Annotated in this window: 17 protein-coding genes and 1 riboswitch; of the genes, 13 read left to right on the forward strand and 4 right to left on the reverse strand. The window is 65.7% G+C overall.

Going from position 1 to position 19009, the window contains the following annotated elements; all coding sequences use genetic code 11:
* Nucleotides 1-54: 54 nt before the first annotated feature.
* Nucleotides 55-1242, reverse strand: a complete 1188-nt coding sequence (locus ACRCSW_RS09395) for an alkane 1-monooxygenase (protein ID WP_438704503.1) — start codon at nucleotides 1240-1242, stop codon at nucleotides 55-57.
* Between the two features lie 171 nt (nucleotides 1243-1413).
* On the opposite strand from ACRCSW_RS09395, the gene ACRCSW_RS09400 reads away from it, so the two are divergent.
* The 8 genes from ACRCSW_RS09400 (at nucleotide 1414) to ACRCSW_RS09435 (ending at nucleotide 8417) form a co-directional block, all read left to right on the forward strand.
* On the forward strand, nucleotides 1414-1974 hold the full coding sequence (locus ACRCSW_RS09400) for a GNAT family N-acetyltransferase (protein WP_438704504.1): 561 nt from the start codon (nucleotides 1414-1416) through the stop codon (nucleotides 1972-1974).
* A gap of 294 nt (nucleotides 1975-2268) precedes the next feature.
* Entirely contained in the window at nucleotides 2269-2943 is a 675-nt protein-coding gene (locus tag ACRCSW_RS09405) for a class I SAM-dependent methyltransferase family protein (protein ID WP_438704506.1), read from the forward strand.
* Between the two features lie 116 nt (nucleotides 2944-3059).
* Nucleotides 3060-4358, forward strand: a complete 1299-nt coding sequence (ftsY, locus tag ACRCSW_RS09410) for a signal recognition particle-docking protein FtsY (protein ID WP_438704508.1) — start codon at nucleotides 3060-3062, stop codon at nucleotides 4356-4358.
* Nucleotides 4355-5293, forward strand: a complete 939-nt coding sequence (locus tag ACRCSW_RS09415; RefSeq protein WP_438704510.1) for a hypothetical protein — start codon at nucleotides 4355-4357, stop codon at nucleotides 5291-5293. Before ftsY ends, ACRCSW_RS09415 begins: the two co-directional genes overlap by 4 nt.
* Nucleotides 5277-6176, forward strand: a complete 900-nt coding sequence (locus ACRCSW_RS09420) for a hypothetical protein (RefSeq protein WP_438704512.1) — start codon at nucleotides 5277-5279, stop codon at nucleotides 6174-6176. Before ACRCSW_RS09415 ends, ACRCSW_RS09420 begins: the two co-directional genes overlap by 17 nt.
* Entirely contained in the window at nucleotides 6173-7072 is a 900-nt protein-coding gene (locus tag ACRCSW_RS09425) for an EamA family transporter (protein WP_438704514.1), read from the forward strand. Before ACRCSW_RS09420 ends, ACRCSW_RS09425 begins: the two co-directional genes overlap by 4 nt.
* A 3-nt stretch (nucleotides 7073-7075) precedes the next feature.
* The gene (locus tag ACRCSW_RS09430) at nucleotides 7076-7684 is read left to right on the forward strand and encodes an inner membrane-spanning protein YciB (protein WP_438704516.1); all 609 of its coding nucleotides are present in this window, start codon (nucleotides 7076-7078) and stop codon (nucleotides 7682-7684) included.
* Between the two features lie 97 nt (nucleotides 7685-7781).
* A complete protein-coding gene (locus ACRCSW_RS09435; protein WP_438704518.1) occupies nucleotides 7782-8417 on the forward strand; it encodes a hypothetical protein in 636 nt (211 codons plus the stop codon).
* 47 nt (nucleotides 8418-8464) lie between these two features.
* Here ACRCSW_RS09435 and ACRCSW_RS09440 read toward each other — a convergent pair whose 3' ends face one another.
* Both ACRCSW_RS09440 and ACRCSW_RS09445 read right to left on the reverse strand, forming a co-directional pair.
* Nucleotides 8465-9580, reverse strand: a complete 1116-nt coding sequence (locus tag ACRCSW_RS09440) for a tetratricopeptide repeat protein (RefSeq protein ID WP_438704520.1) — start codon at nucleotides 9578-9580, stop codon at nucleotides 8465-8467.
* Between the two features lie 72 nt (nucleotides 9581-9652).
* A complete protein-coding gene (locus ACRCSW_RS09445) occupies nucleotides 9653-10558 on the reverse strand; it encodes a hypothetical protein (protein ID WP_438704522.1) in 906 nt (301 codons plus the stop codon).
* Nucleotides 10559-10739: 181 nt separating this feature from the next.
* On the opposite strand from ACRCSW_RS09445, the gene ACRCSW_RS09450 reads away from it, so the two are divergent.
* From ACRCSW_RS09450 to ACRCSW_RS09470, 5 genes are all read left to right on the forward strand, one after another.
* Complete coding sequence (locus ACRCSW_RS09450) at nucleotides 10740-11822, forward strand: serine hydrolase domain-containing protein (protein WP_438704523.1); 1083 nt, start codon at nucleotides 10740-10742, stop codon at nucleotides 11820-11822.
* 23 nt (nucleotides 11823-11845) lie between these two features.
* A riboswitch (SAM riboswitch) is annotated at nucleotides 11846-11923 on the forward strand.
* A gap of 49 nt (nucleotides 11924-11972) precedes the next feature.
* Nucleotides 11973-13154 carry an O-succinylhomoserine sulfhydrylase gene (gene metZ / locus ACRCSW_RS09455; RefSeq protein ID WP_438704525.1) on the forward strand — a complete coding sequence of 394 codons (1182 nt, stop codon included), beginning with the start codon at nucleotides 11973-11975 and terminating at the stop codon, nucleotides 13152-13154.
* Nucleotides 13120-14418, forward strand: coding sequence for a hypothetical protein (locus ACRCSW_RS09460; protein ID WP_438704526.1), 1299 nt, complete (start codon nucleotides 13120-13122; stop codon nucleotides 14416-14418). Before metZ ends, ACRCSW_RS09460 begins: the two co-directional genes overlap by 35 nt.
* 139 nt (nucleotides 14419-14557) lie before the next feature.
* Entirely contained in the window at nucleotides 14558-15643 is a 1086-nt protein-coding gene (gene folE2 / locus ACRCSW_RS09465) for a GTP cyclohydrolase FolE2 (RefSeq protein ID WP_438704527.1), read from the forward strand.
* Nucleotides 15644-15692: 49 nt separating this feature from the next.
* Entirely contained in the window at nucleotides 15693-17141 is a 1449-nt protein-coding gene (locus ACRCSW_RS09470; RefSeq protein ID WP_438704529.1) for a TrkH family potassium uptake protein, read from the forward strand.
* Here the strand turns inward: ACRCSW_RS09470 and ACRCSW_RS09475 are convergent.
* Entirely contained in the window at nucleotides 17138-18877 is a 1740-nt protein-coding gene (locus ACRCSW_RS09475) for a serine protease (protein ID WP_438704531.1), read from the reverse strand. The two genes, ACRCSW_RS09470 and ACRCSW_RS09475, sit on opposite strands and share 4 nt — an antisense overlap.
* Nucleotides 18878-19009: the final 132 nt, after the last annotated feature.

Here is a 19009-nt window from a genome sequence, read left to right on the forward strand (position 1 = left end):
GGCTCCGCAACGAGGTCTGGCCAAAGACTGCCAGACTGCGGCGCGGATGGCCAGTCAAGCCGCTGTGTCCTGAGGTCGGGTTTCCCGCCACGCGGCAAGATGCGGGCGGATGGCCTTGCGCCATACCCTGGGGGCGAGGGCCATGGCGCAGGCAAGGGGCATTGGCCACGGCAGGCGCGGGGCCTGGTCGGGGCCGGGAAGGTGAAGCGCGGGGAAGGGGCGGGAGGGGTGGACGTGGTGGTCGGAATGGCGGGGGGCGTTCAGCATCATGGCCGAGGTGAACCAGTGCGCGGTGTTCCAGCTGTGGGCGGGGCCTACGGGTTCAAGCTTGCCGTCGGGTCTGCGGGTGCGCAGGAGGCCGTAGTGCTGGACGTAGTCGGACAGGAGGATCTGGCTTTGGGCGTGAAGCGCCAGGGCGAGCCAGACGAGAAGGCCTGTGGGACCTGCGATCGCGGCGCCAAGGGCGAGGGCGGCAAGGCTGCCCGCCATGTAAGCGATGTAGGGATGGAGGCCGAACTGGCTCGCCCGCTGGCGCAGTGTGGTTTCGGCCTGAAGCCCCTGCAGGAAGCTGCCCTTCCAGGCTCGGGGGGCGAAGCGGTAGAAGCTTTCGCCGAGGCGGGCGGTGTTCGGGTCCTCGGCGCTGGCGACATATCGGTGGTGGACGAGGCGGTGGGCGCTGGCGTGCTGGCCGAAGAGGATCGCGATGTAGAAGGCGGCGCCGAGGCGGAAATGCTCACGCCTTGGGCGGTGGATCAGTTCGTGGGCCGCGGGGTGGCCGACCTGGCCGAGCCAGAAGCCGGTGCCGAAGAAAAGGAGTGTCCGTTCGCCAAGGGAAAGGCCGCTTTCGCCCGCGATGCCCCAGACCGCGAGGGGGAGGGCGGTGAGAGCGCCGAGGCCGAGGGTGATGAGGAGGAGGTCGGCTGCGGGAAACTCACTGTCTTCGGTGTGGCCGGAGGTCAGGGGGATAAGCTGGTCGAGAAGGATGGTGAGGATCGCCATGTAAAGAAAGCCGGCCCAGAGCCATAGCCCGCCGAAAGCCACTCCCAGCCCGAGGAGAGGCAGGGGCAGAAGCGATGCCGTGGCGAAGGCGGCGAGGGGGAGGGGTCGGGCAGGTTCGGTTGGCAAGGGCACCGGGTCCGGGACAGGGCTGCGGCTGATCCGCAGGAGGGATTCCATGCCGGAGAGCTTGGGCGAATTCATGGCACTTGCAACAGCCATGATGTCGCTGGCGGCGGATTGCATGATCTGTCCCACGGTGGGACAATCGATGCGGTCTTGAGATTTCAATGGGTTGGGTGTGGGCGTTAACCACTTCGTTACGCACTCGGCCGGGCGCATGCGCTGGCGCGGTTGCCTTGCGGGGAGGGGTCAGGCGGCGGGTCGGGCCCCACGGCCTTCGGTGGCGGGGCAGTTATGGTGACGGCCTTGAGCCCAAAAGCGCTCTGCGGTTGCATCGCTGCAAAGGTCTGCTTAGCTAAGCTGGTGAAGAACCCAAAACACATCAAGACCACGCGGCTTGGCCTGCGGCCGCTGTCGGCGCTGGACTTGCGGTTCTTCCTTTCGCTGATCGGGAACGATGAAACGCGCCGTTATCTGGGTGGGCCCGTGCGTGGATGGCAAGCGATCCGGCGATTTCGGACGTATCTGCTTGCGCCCTCCGAAGCGCTGGTCTGGGTTGTCTTTGTCGGTCGCTCGCGAAACGCTATCGGTATCGTCGAAGTCGGTCCGCACAAGGACGGCGAAGACCATGAGTTATCTTATCAGTTCCTGCCAGAGCAATGGGGCAACGGGTATGCGGGAGAAGCGGTGGCAGCCGTCATCGAGATCGCACTTGGCGCGTTGCGGCTGAACCGGATAATCGCGGAGACGCAGAGTGCCAATTCTGCATCGCGCCGGCTGCTCGAGCGCTCCGGGATGGTCGAGTTGAGGCGCGTTCAACGGTTTGGCGAAGAACAAGTTATCTATACCACCTGAATCATCGCGCGACTGCGAAACACCCGCCGAGCGTTTCCAAGCATGTGTTGCGGCGACCGGTTGAATCCTCCCCCTCGTTGCGGACGCCAAGCTCGCCCGTCCCGGGCTTGACCGGGGGTCTCTGGCAATACCCGGCACGTAGGAGGCCCCGGATCAGGTCCGGGGCGGGGTATGGCGACGGCCCAAGGCTAAGGACCGATATCCGGTCGACCTGAGTAGCCCCGCTGCGTGGAATGTCATAGACTCGCAGTGGTCGCTCGCTTGGGGACCAGACCGCCGGGAGGTAACGTGATGATGGATTGGGCCAGCTGGCACGACAAATACGATGACCTCGCCTCGCCACTGGCGCATCGGCTGCGAACCGTCCAGACGCAAGTCCGTACAATCCTGGACGAAAGTCCCCCAGGGCCTCTCCGGGTTATCAGCATTTGTGCGGGCCAGGGCCGGGACTTGCTCGATGTGCTTGTCGACCACCCGCGCCGAAACGATGTTCAAGCCCGGCTTGTCGAGCTGGACATCCGCAACACAGCGCTTGCAGAGGAACGAGCCCGTGCCGCGGGGTTGAGCGGGGTTGAAGTGGTCACTGCCGACGCGTCGTTTTCCGACCATTACCGCGGCATGGCACCGGCGGACCTCGTGCTGATCTGCGGGCTCTTTGGCAACATCGTTGACGATGACATCGAGAAAACCATCGATTGCTGCCGTCAACTATGCCGCACCGGTGGCGCCGTTATCTGGACTCGCAATCGGCGGACGCCGGACCGGGTGCCGCTGATCTGCAAGTGGTTCGGGGATCGTGGTTTCGACCGGCAGTGGCTTTCGGAACCGGAAGCAGCATTCGCTGTCGGTGTGCATCGCTTTGCGGGCAACCCGCCGCCGTTGGAGCTGGGCACGCGCATGTTCAAGTTTGTCGGATACGAGGTCCTCAATCGCCAGGCGGCGCCTCCGCCCGTGGCTCTTGGAAACTGAGGTGGGTGGGCGCGACGTTCCGCAAAGCGGATATCAGACCGGCCCGATGCCCGGCCTTCCCATGGGGGGGCAAAGCGACTAGGTGAAGGGAAACGCTTCCAAAGGGGGCCCGCGCCATGTCGTTCTTCAAGAAGCTCAAGGACCGGCTCTTCCGTTCGTCCGACAAGATCGGCGAGGGGCTGGACGCGCTGGTGGCCGAGGGGGCGGAAGCCCAGGATGGGGCCAGCGGTGGTCCGCGCGAGCCAGTGCGCGAGGTGCCGGAGCCTGTGCCGGAGGTGCCGGAGCCGGATGTGCCGGAAATCCCACAGCCGATGTTGCCGGAAATCCCGGAACCGGCTGTGCCGGAACTGCCGGGGATCGAACCGGAGCCGGAATGGCCAGAGCCTGAGGAGCCGGACTGGCCGGAGCCGGAGGAGCGAAATGGCTCGGTCGCGCCGGAAGTCGTGGCCCGGACAGCCGAGCCGGTGCCCGTGCCCGAGGTGCTGCCTGCGGCGAGGGTGGTTGAGCCGGTGGTCGAGGCGGCGGCGGCGAAACCGGGCCTTCTGGGGCGGCTTTTCGGGCGGGGGACGGTCGAGGAACCGCGCCGGGTTCTGGATGACGCGATGCTGGAGAGCCTGGAGGAGTTGCTGATCCAGGCCGACATGGGCGTGGATACCGCAGTCCGGGTGACGGCGAACATTGCCGAGGGGCGGTTCGGGCGGAAGGTCTCCACGCGGGAGCTGAAATCGGCCCTGGCGGGCGAGGTGGCGCGGATCATGGAGCCGGTGGCGCGGCCGATGCCTTTGTACCCGCAGAAGCCGCAGGTCGTGCTGGTCGTGGGGGTGAACGGGTCGGGGAAGACGACGACGATCGGGAAGCTCGCGTCCCAGTTCAAGGCGGCGGGGAAGTCGGTGGTGATCGCGGCGGGGGATACGTTCCGGGCGGCGGCGGTGGAGCAGTTGCAGATCTGGGGGAGTCGGGCGGGGGTGCCGGTGCTGACGGCTCCGGAAGGGTCGGACCCGGCGTCGCTGGCGTTTGACGCGCTGACGAAGGCGCGGGCGGACGGGGCGGACCTGCTGATGATCGACACGGCGGGGCGGCTCCAGAACCGGGCCGACCTTATGGAGGAGCTGGCCAAGATCGTCCGGGTGATCCGCAAGGTCGACCCGACGGCGCCGCACAATACCTTACTTGTGCTGGATGCGACGACGGGCCAGAACGCGCTGACGCAGGTCGATATCTTCCGCAAGATCGCCGATGTCTCGGGGTTGGTCATGACGAAATTGGACGGAACCGCGAAGGGTGGGGTGCTGGTGGCCCTGGCCGACAAGTTCGGGCTGCCGATCCATGCGATTGGGGTGGGCGAGCAGATCGACGATCTGGCGCCGTTTGATCCGGAGGAATTTGCGAAGGCGCTGGTGGGGGCGGGGGAGTGATGCGGACTTTGGCCTTGGCGTTTGTGCTGCTCTCCGGGCCTGCCGCAGCGGACGACTGCGCGGCGTTCTGGGGGGCGATCAGCGATCTGCGCGAAGAGGCCCCGCAGTTCAATGGACGACTGGCGGCCAGTGATGGCGACTGGTGCCTCGTCGAAGACTTTGTCTTTGAAACGCCTGGCGACTATGTGCCTGACTGGTACGTGGACCGGGTGCGCCTGAAGGGCAGTGCGTTGCCGTGGCTGACAGGGCTAATTAATGGCGGCGCCTTGACCGGGCTGGTGCCAGAGCGGCTGGAGATCGAGGTTGAAGGGCTGCGGCTGGTCCCGAAAACCGGAAACGCCCAGATGGACTGGCTTTTCGAGGCGCAGTCGAGGCCGAACAGGATTGATGCGGATGTGGCGCTGGCCTGGGATGCGGCGGGCAAGGTGCTGAGGGTCGAAGCGCTGAAGATCGACTTTCCGGGGGAGAACCTGGTCGAGTTTTCGGGCGAGGCCAAAGGGGTGGACTTATCCTCTGATGGAGCGATGCAGATGTCGGTCACGAGCTTTGCGGTGACCGAGGCCGATCTGCGCATCCGGACGCATGGGCTTTTCGAGTGGTATGTGCTGATGCCGCTGGGCCCGAGTTTTCTGCCCTACGAGGGCGACATCGACGCTGCGGCGCAAGGGATAAAGGCCGAGATGACGGCAGCGGTGGTGGATCTGCCGGGGGCGACTTTCTCGCCCGAGAGCAAGAGCGCCCTCACGACGCTGATTGCGGAAATGCCGAATCCCTCGGGTGTTCTGACGCTGTCGCTGCGGTCGGCGGCGGGCGTTGGGCCTGCGCGGGTGACGGGCTATGCGGTTTCGGGCATGCCTGCTACGGTGCAGGAAACCGCCCCGTTCTTCGACGGGGTCAAGATCGATGTCGGATGGACCCATGAGGACGCGCCTTAGCCTTGCCGTACTGACCCTGTCGCTGGGCCTTTGCCTGCCCGTCTCGGCCGAGACCGTTGCCTCTGACTGCGCCGATCTGCTGGCGAGGCTCAAGTCCGTCGCCGGCTACAGCCTGACCGCGCCCACGCCGACCAGCGAAGACGGGTGGTGTGTGCTGAACGGGGCCACGCTACGCTCGGCGGCTGCGGGATGGCCCAACATCTCGGCCAAGCGGCTGAGTTTGCGCGGGACTGAGGTCGACGGCGAGCTGCAGAGCCTTTCGGTGGACATCGGCGGCCTCAGGGTTTCGCCGAAGATCGGCGATACGTCGATGGATGACCGGCTGCGCGCGATGTTCCGGCTGCAGACGGCGGATGTGACGGTTTCCCTCGAGCGGAGCGCGGAGTTCGAGGGCCTGGGGCTGCGCGGTGGCAAGGTCGTCCTGTCCGGCGGGTCGGAGCTGGAGTTCGTGGCCGATCTTGCGGGGGCCGAGTTTTCGGCGGGGTCTCTGCTTTCAGCGGCGGTGACGATGCTGGAGCTGACCTGGAAGAATGACGGCAGGCTGCTGCGGCCGGTGATGGAGCTGGTGGGCGAGCGGTTGGTCGAGGGGGCGAGCGGCAGCACTGCCGTCGACGCCGCGCGGCGGGCTTTCCGGGACCTGGTCGCGAATCTGCCGCCGGGAAGCCTGGTCGGCGAGACGCCGGATGAGCTGAAGGAGCTGGTGGAGGCGCTGCCGCAGGGGCGGGGAGTTCTTCAGCTGACGTTCCGGTCGGAAGGCGGGATTGGTCCGGCGCGGCTGGGGGTGGCTGCGCTGTCGGACAAGCCGCTGGGGCCGGAGGCGCTTGGTCGGATCTTCGTGGACAGCAACCTGAGCATCGACTGGCAGCCCGGCCTGATGAATTGAGCGAATACCTGCGGTCGATCGAAGGCACGCCTGCCGGGCACGATCTTGCATTGGTGCTGGCTCTGGTGGCCGCGGTGCTGCATGCGCTTTTCGGTGCGCTGCAGAAGGGGCGGCATGACCCCTGGCTTTCGCGCGCGGCTATCGATGCAAGCTACGGCCTGATCGCGGTGCCCTTCGCGCTTTTCCTCGTGCCTTGGCCCGAGCCGCATATGTGGGTGATCTTTGCGGGCGCGATCGTCATCCACTCGCTTTACAAGGTGCTGCAGGCGATGACCTACAGCCGCGGGGCCTTTACCGTGGTCTATCCGGTGGTGCGCGGAACGGGGCCGTTCTTCACGGTGATCGGCGCGGGGATCGTCTTTGGCGAGACCTTTGCGCCGGGGCAGTGGGCGGGGCTGATGCTCCTCGTCTGCGGTATCCTGGGGCTGGCTGCCTGGAACCTTGCGCATGTGACGGTGGACCGCGCGACGATGGTGCCCGCGCTTGGCCTGGCGGTGCTGACGGGTGCGATGGTTGCGACCTACACGACCTATGACGCCTATGGCATCCGGGCGACGGCGGACCCGTTCACGTTCCTGGCCTGGTTCTTCATGCTGGACGGGATCTTCATCCCGCTTCTGACCCACCGGCGCTGGCGGCAGCTTCCCGCTGTCGAGATCGTGCCGCTTCTCAAGCGGGGTGTACTGGGCGCTTTCGTTGCCTATTTCTCGTTCGGCGCGATCATGCTGGCGACCCGGCTGGACAAGGTCGGCGAGGCGGCAGTGCTGCGCGAGACCTCGACGGTGTTTGCCGCCTTGATCGGCTGGCTGGTTCTGGGCGAGAAGGTGGGGCCCGCGCGGGCGGGGCTGATGGCGCTGATCGCGGTCGGTGCGGTGATCATGGAATGGGCGGGATAGGCGATGGCCGAGACAAAGATCAATCCGGTACTCAAGCAGGTTCTGGAGCTGGGGCCGACGCTGGTCTTCTTCCTGGTCTACATGTGGATCAAGGATGAGTCGTACACGTTTCGGGGGACCGAATATTCGGGCTTCATTGTGGCAGCCCTGGTCCTGGTGCCGCTGCTTCTTGCCTCGATTGCCATTCTTTGGTGGCTGACGGGGACGCTTAGCCGGATGCAGATATTCGTGGCGGTGATGGTGGTCTTCTTCGGGGGGCTCACGGCGTGGTTCAACGACGAGCGCTTTTTCAAGATGAAGACGACGATCGTCTACGGCAGCTTTGCGGTGATCCTGGGGGCCGGGCTTCTGCGGGGACGGAGCCTGTTGCAATGGGTCATGGCCGAGGCCCTGCCCATGAAACCAGAGGGTTGGATGATCCTGACCCGGCGTCTGGCGCTGATGTTCGCGGCCCTTGCCATCGCAAACGAGGTGATCTGGCGCACCCAGTCCGAGGAGGTCTGGGTCTATCTGGAGACCTTCGCGATGCCCATCGCGCTGTTCCTGTTCCTCATGCTGCAGTTCATGCTGCTGCAGCGCTTCTTGATCGAACCGCCCGAAGACAAGTCCTGACGGCTTTCACAGGAATGCCCCGCTTGGGCCGGGGTTCTGCCCAAGCGTTGCCTTGAAGCATGGGTAAACCCAGCACAGAGCTTGAGGGGGTTCACCCATGCACCGCACGCCGTTCGATCTTCTCCGCCTGTTCCTGAGCCTGTTCCAGGACCTGCCGCCGCTGTCCCGCGCGCTTTACCTGCCGGGTGCGGTGCTTCTGGTCGGATATCCTGTCCTGTCGGTCGCCTTCGGGCCCGATCATCAGGGCCAGGCTTTTGCCACGGCTTTCCTTGCCGCCCTGGCGGTCCGGATCGGGATGGGGTTCGAGGGCATGGTGCGGCGGATGCTGACCCGCTACTCGGCGCTGCAGGCAGCGGTCTTTGCGCTGCTGCTGGCCGGCCTTCCGCTGATGGTGGTGGCGCTGGTCGATGACCCGCTCTGGTGCCAGCGGATGCAGAGCCTGTTCTATGTCGTGATCGCAGGCGTCTTCCTGCAGGACGTGCTGAACAAGCGCACCTCGACTGCCGCAAGCTTCTGGCCGGATGAAGAGATGCGCGAGCATCTGCCGAACCTGACCAAGATGATGGTGGTCTACAACTTCGGCTTCCTCCTGCTGAACGAAACCATGATCAAGGTCTTCGATCCGTCGTACTGGCTGCTGTTCTGGGCGGTTCTGCCGATCATCGGCCACACGGTCCTGCGCGCCATGGTGCTGACCGTGATCAACCTGGACGACAACGGCCACACGGTCTGAGCCTTACGCTTGAAGCCAGGAACCGGGGCGCCGCAGGGCGCCCTTTGTCATGAGGCGAAGACGCAGGCGGCTTTCTTCACGTCCATGCAGCGCCGAAGCGCCGTCAAGATGCCTGAAGGCGCGTTCGAGAGGGGCAGGAAGCCCAGTTCCGAAAGCTTGCGGGCATAGGTCTTGGACAGAGCAGGGTCGAGGCCCATGGCCGCTTCGTAATTGGCATAGGCCTGATCCATCCGGCCAAGGGCGGCGTCGATCCGGGCCAGGGTGTCGTGATAGACCCCCTCCATCCGCTGGCCATCGGGGTTCTTGCGCAGGACGTCAGTGACCTTGTCGGCCTCGTCAGCCTTGCCATCGGCCAGAAGCGCGCGGCCCTGCACATTCACGGCCGCAAGGTTCTGCGGGTAGCGTTTCAGAAGCGCCTCGGCCTCGGCCGCCACGGTGGCCGGAGGGGCGTATTCGCCAAGCGCGAGCAGGCGGCGGGCGAGGATGTCCTCCTCGATCGCGGGGTTCGACTCGGTCACCACGCCGGGGCGGAGCGCTTCGTCCGCGACGGCGACCACCTCTTCAAACCGGCCAAGGGCCGCCAGCGCGGCAAGCTTGTTGCGGTAGGCATTCTGGTAGCCGGGGACCAGCGCAATGGCGGTGTCGAAATAGCCAAGCGCCTCTTCCGCGCGGTCGAGGTCGATCAGGCAACGGCCCTTGATTTCGTTGGCATAGGCATATTGCGCATCGATGCGCAGCGCGTTGTCGGCGTCGTCGGAACAGCGCTGTCCGGCGCGAAGCTGCCACCACGTCTCGGCCCGGTTGGCCCAGGCGTCGACGTAATCCTCGACCGAGAGCGCCGCAGAGTAATGCGCCAGGGCCCCGGCAGTGTCGCCCTGATCGTAGCGGACATTGCCAAGCTCGACCCAGACCCAGGCGTTTTCCGGCGTGTAGGTCAGCGCCAGCTGCAAGGTTTCAGCGGCGGCGTCGAGACGGCCGAGCATCCGTTCGGCCTCTCCCTTCATCGACAGGGCATAGGCCGCGGCATCAGAGCTTTCAGCCACCGCAAAGGCCTGATCGCAAAGCAGGATTCGGGCCTCGAAATCCTGGCTGCGGTCCTCGCACGACTGGGCGAGAGCGGGGGCGGGGATCAGCGCGGCGAGGACGTAGAGGAGACGGCGCATGGGGGCCTGCGAACTGGGTCGGACAAGTGCCGCGAAGCGTCCTTTACCCGGCCGCGAAAATCAAGCGCGGCGTTAGGCGGGGAGACCGGCGCCGACAGCCCAGCCCCGCGCGCCGAGAAGAAGCCGCGACCAGCGTCGGCCGGGGGCGTGCCGGGGAAGCGCCTCTGCGGGAAGGCGGCCATCGATCAGCGCACGGTACAGTGCGATCGTGCCGGGGCGCAGATAGGGCGACCAGTGGCAGATGCGGCGCGGCGGATCGGCGAGGGGGTGGCCGAGCCCGGCCAGGGTCCGAACCGTGGTCGGCTGATCGATCCAGAGATCGTGCCAGCGCGGGCGTGCGCGGCCAAGGCCCTGGCCGATCGAGGTCCGAAAGCCAAGGTGGATGCCCCATTCGAAGAAAGCGTCGAAGAGGTCGTTCTCACGCGTGGTGACGTTCACCACTTCAACCGCGCGGCCCGCGGGCGTCTCGAGCGCCGCAAGCGCCCGGCCACGGGCTTCGGCGGCGGCGAGAAGGATCATCCGGCTGATCTGGCCGGGCCGGACCAGCGGCAGGGCGGCGAGCGCCACCCGTGCGCCCATCGAGTGGGCGATGACCTGGATTCCGCGGCCGGTCTGGTCATGGACAAGGCGCGCAATCTCGGCCAGCGCGGCACCGTTCCAGCCCGCGCGAAGATGCGCGCGCCAAGGGTCGCATTTGGCGTTCCAGCCAAGGGCAATGCCAAGGCCGGTACGGCCGTCAAGGCCGAGGTGACGCGGCCAGCTTACGGCGCGGCGGTCATCTGGCGGGGGGTCGAGCGACAGGATCGAGCCATGCGGGCAATCGCCGGCGAACCCCGGCGCATAGCGCCAGCCGTGGATCATCACGACGACCGGAGCCCCGGCTGGGAGGTGGTCGAGCTTCCGTGCAAGCCTCTCCCGATCGAGGTGAAGCCCCTCGGCGGTGGCGTCGGCTCGGATCGGGCGCGGGTCATCGGGCATGATGTTGCGTTGGTTGCTCCGTTGGCCACTAGATGCCGCAGTGCCGCAACGCTGGGATGACTGGAACATGACGGATGGGTGACGTGTGAGCGGGTGTTGCGGGTTTGCTGCGGGGGCATGAACCGCCCAAGGGCAGGAGCACCGGGTTGACCGGAAGCCGGGCAGGCCCCACTTTGGCGCCATGCGGTGGATCAGACATATCCTTCCGGTCGCGCTGATGGGCATGATTACAGTGCCGTCTGCGCTCTGGTCCGAGACCGCGGCCGATGCCGTGAAAACCCTGCTGGACGAAACCGAAGTGCCGGGCGTTTCGGTGGGTCGCCTGCGGGACGGGCAGCTCGATCTTGGCTTTGGCGGGTTCAGGGTCGCGGGGGGCGCAGAGGCCGTTGGTCCCGACGATCTTTGGCATATCGGGTCGAACACCAAATCCATGACCGCAACGCTGGTCGCCCGGTTGGTCGAGGCGGGGCGGGTGTCGTGGGACGATACGGTGGGCGAGGTTCTGGGCGACGATATCCCTGGAATGAATGAGGCTTACCGGGACGCCACCTTTGTCGAGCTTATGTCGCACCGCGCCCGTCTGCCCGCGAATATCGGACGTCTGACTACGCTGCGGCTTGCGGGCGATCCTGGTCCGGGCGGCATCAAGGCGGCCCGGCTGGCTTATGCCGAGGCTGCGCTGACCGAGGCGCCGGAGGGGGAGGGTTTTCTTTACTCCAACGCGGGTTATGTGATTGCGGGTGCGATGCTGGAGGCCAAGACGGGTGTGGCCTGGGAAGAGTTGATCCTGGAAGAGGTGGCGTCGCCCCTGGGGATGACCTCGGTCGGGTTTGGCGGGCCGGGGAAGCCGGGGGTGGTGGATCAGCCGAGGGGGCACAGTCGGGGTCTTCTGGGCGGGCTGAACCCGGTTGAGCCGGGGCCGGGGGCGGACAACATCCCCGCGATGGGCCCTGCGGGGACGCTGCATCTGTCGGTTGCGGACATGATGCGATTCCTGCAGGCGCATGTGGAAGAGGATCCGGATTTCCTGAGCCCGGAAAGCTGGGCGAAGCTGCATGAGCCTTTGCCGGGTGCTGATTACGCGCTGGGGTGGCGGGTGGACGGTGCCTGTCTTGCGCACAATGGATCGAACACCTTCTGGTTCGCGCGGATGGTGATCTGCCCGGAAACCCAGCGGGCCGCATTCGTTGCGGTGAACTTCGGCGACTTCGAGGGCCTTCGCGATCCGGTGGCTGCCGTGGTCTCGTCGCTTCTGGCCGATTGACGGCGGAGGAAAAGCGCCTTATCCCCGGACCCCGTGGCGCTTTGTTACCGGATTGCGGGCCACGTTAAACAAGCCGCTAAAGAGGTGAAGGGCATCCGCCCCGGCACCTCTGATTTGGGCCGGGGTTTTTTATTGGCCGGGAGGCCCGCGATGTCGAAAGACTGGAAGACCCGCACGCAACTGGTGCACGAAGGCATCCGGCGCAGCCAGTATGGCGAGATGGCCGAGGCGATCTTCCTGACCCAAGGGTTCGTCTATCCGACCGCCGAGGCCGCCGAAGTGCGCTTTGTGAAGGCAGGCGAGGATGAGTTCATCTACGCCCGCTACGGCAACCCGACAACGCGGATGTTCGAGGAACGGATCGCGGCGCTGGAGGGCACGCAGGACGCTTTTGCGACGGCAAGCGGCATGGCGGCGGTGTCGGGCGCGCTGATGTCGGTGGTGCGGGCGGGGGACCATGTCGTCAGCGCGCGGGCTTTGTTCGGGTCGTGCCTTTATGTGCTGGAAGAGGTGCTGCAGAAGTTCGGGGTGAAGGTCACCTTTGTCGATGGGGCTGATCTTGATCAGTGGCGGGCGGCCGTGACGCCGGGAACGAAGGCGGTGTTCTTCGAGTCGATGTCGAACCCCACGCTGGAGTTGGTTGATATTGAAGCGGTTTCCGTGATTGCGCATGCGGTCGGTGCGATCGTGATATGCGACAATGTCTTTGCCACGCCGATCTTTTCGCGTGCTGTCGAGCAGGGCGCGGATGTGGTGGTCTATTCGACGACGAAGCACATCGACGGGCAGGGCCGGGCTCTTGGGGGCGTGGTCTGCGGTACGCGAGAGTTTGTCCGCAAGACCCTGGAACCGTTCATGAAACACACCGGCGGTTCGATGAGTCCGTTTACCGCCTGGATGCACCTGAACGGCATGGCGACGCTGGACCTGCGCTGCCGGGCGATGGCGGATACGGCGTTGAAGGTGGCCGAGGCGCTGGCGGGTGAGCCCAAGGTCGCGAAGGTGATCTATCCTGGGCTTCCAAGCCACCCGCAGCATGCGTTGGCGATGGGGCAGATGGGGTCGGGCGGGACGCTGGTGGCTTGTGAGGTGAGGGGTGGGAAAGAGGCGGCGTTCCGGCTGCTGAACGCGCTGGAGATCGTGAAGATTTCCAACAACCTGGGCGACGCGAAGACCATCGCGACCCACCCCGCGACGACGACCCACCAGCGGCTGCCGCAGGACCAGAAGGACGCCCTGGGCATCACGCCGGGGCTGATCCGGCTGTCGCTGGGGCTGGAGGATACCGGCGATCTGATTGCCGATCTGCGCCGGGCGTTGGCTGCCGCCTGAGATGGAGGCCGACGCGCCTGGAGGGGCCGAGGGGCCGAAAGGGGAGCTGGTCCTTTATGTGGGGCTCGGGCAGTCGCTTCTGGCCTTGACCCCGCGGTCGCGTCCGCTGGGGGAGAAGCCGGGGTTCGTTGATCCCGCAAGGGCCTGGGTCTTTTCTGCGACCGGCGATCCGAAGGTTGCGGGAAACCCGCTTGCGGATATCCCGGAGGAGGCGTTTGCCATGCTCTATCCGCATCAGAGGATGGGCCGATCCGGTCCTCTGACGGCGGCTTCGGCCGAGATCCTTTCGGCGCTTGGGCCGCAGGATCTGCTTCTGACCGTGAACCTTGCGCGGCGGGGTGCGGCGCTGTCGTACTTCGAGCCGGAGGGAGGGACGGCCAGTTTCCAGAACTTTCAGCGCTGTCTGGAGCGGGCGGCCGAGATCGCGGGCGAGCGGGGTCTGCGGTTCACTCGGACGGTGGTTTCGTGGGTGCAGGGCCAGGCCGACGCCAGGAGCATTCGCCGCCGCTATGCCAAGCGGCTGGGGCTTCTGGTGGGCGATCTGGAGGCGGCGCATCTGGCGGTGACGGGTGGTGTGGGGCGGCTCTATGTCTGTCTGAGCCAGGCGACAGCGACGGCGGCCGTGCCAGCGATCGGCCCGGCGCTGGCGCAGATCGACGTTGCCAGGTCGCGACGTGACAGGGTGTTTGTGGCCGGCCCGGAATACATGCTGGAGCGGTCGGACGGGGTGCACCTGACCCCGCAGGCGGCGGTCTATCTGGGGGCGCTTCACGGTCGCGCCATCGCTCGTGTCCTGATGGGTGGGACCTGGAAGCCGCTGCAGATGGAACGTGCAGTGGTCGAGGGCGATCGGGTGGTGGTGACGTTCGAGGGCGGGATTGGCGCGATTGTCGCGCATGATGTCGGGGGGCAAGTGGCGGGCGGCTACCGGATCGGCGCGCGGGCGGTTCCCGATCTGGGGTTCCGCTGGAGCGATCCGGCGAACGCCGATGCCAGGATCGTCGAGGTTGGTATCGTCGGCCCTCGCCAGGTGGCTTTGCGGCTGTCGCATCCGCCGGTGTCTGTCACGGGCTGCGAGCTTTCGTTGGGATTTCCGCCCGATATCGGGCTTCCCGAGGGCTTTGTCGCTGGTGACCCGAGCACTGGCCGGGGCGGCTGCAGCATGGTGCGAACCGTGGGGGACGGGGCGCGGAAGCTGGGGCTTGAGCTTCACGACTGGGCAATCCAGCAGGTGATCGGCGCGAGCCACGGCAAAGATCGCTGACCGCGCCTTGCACATGAGCAAGGAATGACCCATGTTGAACTTATGCTGCGGACCAGGGTGATCCGTCGGCATGGCCCCAGCGTAACTCTCTCCGGAAATTGAAGGCAGATGGTCTCTGCCGGAACCGAAAGGATCTCCCATGAACATCTACACCCCCGAGATCGACCGCAAACCTTCGCGCGAAGAGGCCGAGGCCGCATTGGCCGTCCTGCGCCAGTGGGCGGGGAAGTCTTCGGATGACGAGATCGCCCGGCTGGATTCTGCCGTGGGCTGGCTTTTGCCGGGGGAGGGGTATCCGGCCTTTTCAAGGGAGTATCCGGCGGGGTTCAGGCCGGACGCGGGCTATCTGCGCACGCTGCCTGATCTGCAGAACGGTCCGGCCAGTCTGATCCGGGGGGCGAAGGCGCAGATTCAGCATGTCGGCATCTCGAACTTCCGGCTGCCGATCCGCTATGCGATGCGCGACGGCGGTGCGCAGGTTCTGGAGACCTCAGTCACCGGGACGGTGAGCCTTGAGGCCGAGAAGAAGGGCATCAACATGAGCCGCATCATGCGGTCGTTCTATGCGCACGCCGGGAAGGCGTTCTCGTTCGGCGTGATCGAGGCGGCGCTGGACGACTACATGCGCGATCTTGGGTCGTTCGATGCGCGGATCCAGATGCGGGCTTCGTTCCCGATGGAGATGGGGTCGCTGCGGTCGGGGCTGCAGGGCTGGCAGTACTATGACATCGCGCTGGAACTGGTCGAGGCGGCAGGGGTCCGGAAGCGGATCGTGCATCTCGACTATGTCTATTCGTCGACCTGTCCCTGTTCGCTGGAGCTTTCCGAGCATGCGCGGGCGACGCGCGGGCAGCTGGCCACGCCGCATTCGCAGCGGTCGGTGGCGCGGCTTTCGGTCGAAGTGACGGGCGATCTGTGGATCGAGGAGCTGATCGAGCTGGCGCGGAAGGCCGTGGTCACCGAGACCCAGGTGATGGTCAAGCGCGAGGACGAGCAGGCATTTGCCGAGTTGAACGCCGCGAACCCGATCTTTGTCGAGGATGCCGCGCGGCTATTCTGCGAGGCGCTGCGGGGCGATGAGCGGATCGGCGATTTCCGCGTGATCGCGAGCCATCAGGAAAGCCTACACAGCCACGACGCGATCAGCCTTCTGACCGAGGGCGAGACCTTTGCGGCCGAAAGCCTTGACCCGCGGCTCTTCCAAAGCCTGATCCACGCGGGCTGAATCCTGACCAATTGACGGAGCGCGCCGGGGCGCGTAGCCATGCCCAACCATGGTAGACTTCCGCCCCGTTGCCTATGTCATCGGCCGCATCCTGATCGTGCTTGCGATCCTGATGCTTGCCCCTGCCATCATCGACTGGCGGGCGGGGCTGGGGAATGGGTTCGATTTCCTGGCCTGTTCGGCACTGACAGGGGTCACGGGCGCCGCCCTGACTCTGTCGACCGGCAATGCGCTTGGCCAGGCGCTTGATACCCGGCAGGCCTATCTTCTGACCGCAGGCATCTGGTTTCTGGTGCCGTTCTTCGGCGGCCTTCCCTTCTACATCGGCGCGCCGGGGCTGACGCTGAACAACGCCTATTTCGAGGCGGTCTCGGGCATCACCACCACGGGCGCGACGGTGATCTTCGGTCTGGACGATCTGCCAGCGGGAATGAACCTGTGGCGGGGTATGCTGAACTGGCTTGGCGGTCTTGGGATCGCGTTCATCGCGATGATCTTCCTGCCTTTGATGCGGGTGGGGGGCATGCAGTTCTTCCGCACCGAGGGTTTTGACACGTTCGGCAAGGCCTTGCCGCGGGCGACGGACATCGCGGGGCAGCTGCTGGTCGTCTATGCCGGGCTTACGCTGATCTGCATTGCCGTCTACGCGGCGATCGGGATGACGACGCTTGACGCGGTGGTGCATGGGTTTGCGACGATTGCCACGGGGGGGTTCTCGCCCACGGACATCTCGTTCAACAAATACATCGGCGCGGGCGAGTACTTCGGGGCGCTCTTCATGGTGCTCGGCAGCCTTCCTTACGTGCGCTATGTCCAGCTGGTGAACGGCTCGGCTACGCCACTGTGGCAGGACAGTCAGGTGCGGGCCTATCTGCGGTGGCTGGGGATGGCGGTGCTGTCGGTCACGCTTTGGCGGGTCTGGACCACGGGCGAGCCACTTGAGCCGACATTTCGCGAGGCGCTGTTCAACCTCACGTCGATCATGTCCTCGACCGGGTTCTTTTCGGGAAGTTTCCCGACCTGGGGCGGGTTCATGCTGGTCGTGGCCTTCGTCATCGGGGTGATCGGGGCCTGTTCCGGTTCATCCGCGGCCGGGCTTTCGGTCTTCCGCGTGCAGCTGGTCATCGCCGTCCTGCGGCGCGAGGTCCGGCGGATCGGCAACCCTTCGCAAGTGGACCCGATCCGCTATGACGGACGGGGGGTCGAGGAGGACGTGCTGAGCGCGCTGATCCTGTTCGTGTCGAGCTATATCCTGATCCTCGGCACGATGAGCGTGGCGATGACGCTTATGGGCGTCGATACCGTGTCTGCGCTCTTTGCGGTGTGGACCGCGCTCGGGAACATCGGCTACGGCTTCGGGCCGATGGTCGAGCGGACGGGCACATTCATCGACTTCCCGCCCGGAGCAATCGCGATCATGTCGCTTTGCATGCTGCTCGGGCGGTTGGGCCTGCTGGCGATCCTTGTCCTGGTGCTGCCGAGCTTCTGGCGGCGTTAATCCCAGCAGGACACGAGCGCGGTCATTCCCGTTGCGGTGTCGGCCAGGTCCGCAGGCGTCAGCGGGCCGGTGGAGATGGCGGAAACCGGGGTCACGCCCGTCGGGGTGAGGAGGCGCTTGATCTCGGGGGTTGAAAGAGCGAAGGCCACACCGGCAGGGAGCGCCTTGCCATCCTGCGGGCCTGCGGGCAACAGCATTCCGGTCACAGCGCCTGATGCATCAAGAACCGGCCCGCCAGCATCACCGGGAAGTGCCTGCAGTGCGAGCCGCCGAAGGCCAGGTTCGCCGTTCAGGCCCGTCGCTTCCTCAAGCGTGCCGAAGGTCAGGACGGGGGCTGGCAGGCGGTCTTCGTAGGAGTAGCCCGGCACCGTAACCTCACTGCCCAGCCGGCCCGATGCGGTGGCAAACCCGGCGACGGCGCGCGGCGCAAGCGGGGCGTTCGGGGTCAGGAGTGCAAGGCCGCTGGTCTTGTCGGAGAGGGTGACGCTGGCTTCGGTGGAGCGGTCGATGGTGATGCGGGCGCAGTTGTCGACGGCTTCGACGGTTGTCAGGACCGCGCCTTCGGGCGAGACGAAAAAGCCGGTGCGGCTGAGGCGGGGTTTACGCACTTCGAGCCCCGACAGAAGGCCGGAGCGGGTATCGGAGGACATGACCGCCATGCCGGGGTCAAGGACGCTGTCGCCATCGGGTTTGAAGCTGTCTTCCAGGACCTTCAGGATGCGGCCATCGCGCGCTTCGTTCCCCGGCGTCGATATCAGCATCCAGCCCTTGATCCGGTCGCCGATGCGTTCGGCAAAGATCGTTGTGTCGGCTTTGGCTGAAGTGCCCCGGATGCGGAAGCTGCGGTCGCCGCGGTCGCGCGCGCCGTCAAGCGGGACGGACTCCAGCGTCTGCAGGATGTCGTAAAGCCCGAAGAAGGCGGCCTGGTCGCCCGGTTGCGAGATCAGGACGATCCGTGGGGCGTCGGCGGTCTTGGCGCGGTAGTGGACGAAGGGCGGCTCGTAGTGGTCGAATTCGACGAGGCCCAGCGGCAGAGTGACGGTGATGCCGGATTCCGTCTCGATCACCTCGGTGAAGCCGAAGACCGAAAGCTCGTCACGCCAGGCGTCGAGGAGGGCGCGGCGCTGGCGGGTGGTCAGGATGCCGGTCGGTTCGATGGCGTTGGCCTCTTGCCAGGCCGCCATGGAGTTGCGCGTGCCAGGCCCGAAGGCGCCGTCGATCCCGCTGGAGTAGAAGCCGAACCATTGGAGCGCGGTCTGCAGCTCCTCGCGTTCCTCCCGTGTCAGAAGTGCCTCGCTGTCGCGGGCTTCCTGGCGGCTTTCATCCGGGGCAGCGACGAGTTCGGGTGTCTCGGGATTTTCCGGGGCCACTACTTCCGGCACCAGCGGTACGACAATGCCGGTCGGTGTCCAGTACTGGTCCTCGAAATCGCTCCCGTAGGCGATGAAGCTGTCCGAAGGGATTTGCCGTTCCCGCTTCAATGCACCCAGCCGGATCGCCGCCTCATCGGCAGGGTACGGGCCAAGCATGATGCCGTACCAGCCCGAGCGGAGCTGAAATCCTGTAGTTTCAGGGAAGAGCGTGGCGTAGGCCCGCGCGCGGTCCATCGCCGTGGCAAGGTCGGGATGGGCTTCGACCTGCAGCCAGATCGTGTCTTCCTGCGCCTTTGCGGTCTGCGGAGCAAGAAAGAGCATTGCCGCGAGAAAAAGTGAGAGAAGGGCAACGGGTCTGAACATCGCGGCATCCTGATGTCGGTTTCCGGGTCGGGCAGACATTAGTGATGGAACGCGCGGCGGCAAGGGCGAAACCGGCATCTCTGGCCCCGGAGTTTCCGGAATTGACCCTGTGCTGCCCAATAGGTAGGGAAG

Source organism: Tabrizicola sp. (assembly GCF_051645465.1).
In the GTDB taxonomy this organism is placed as follows: Bacteria; Pseudomonadota; Alphaproteobacteria; order Rhodobacterales; family Rhodobacteraceae; genus Tabrizicola.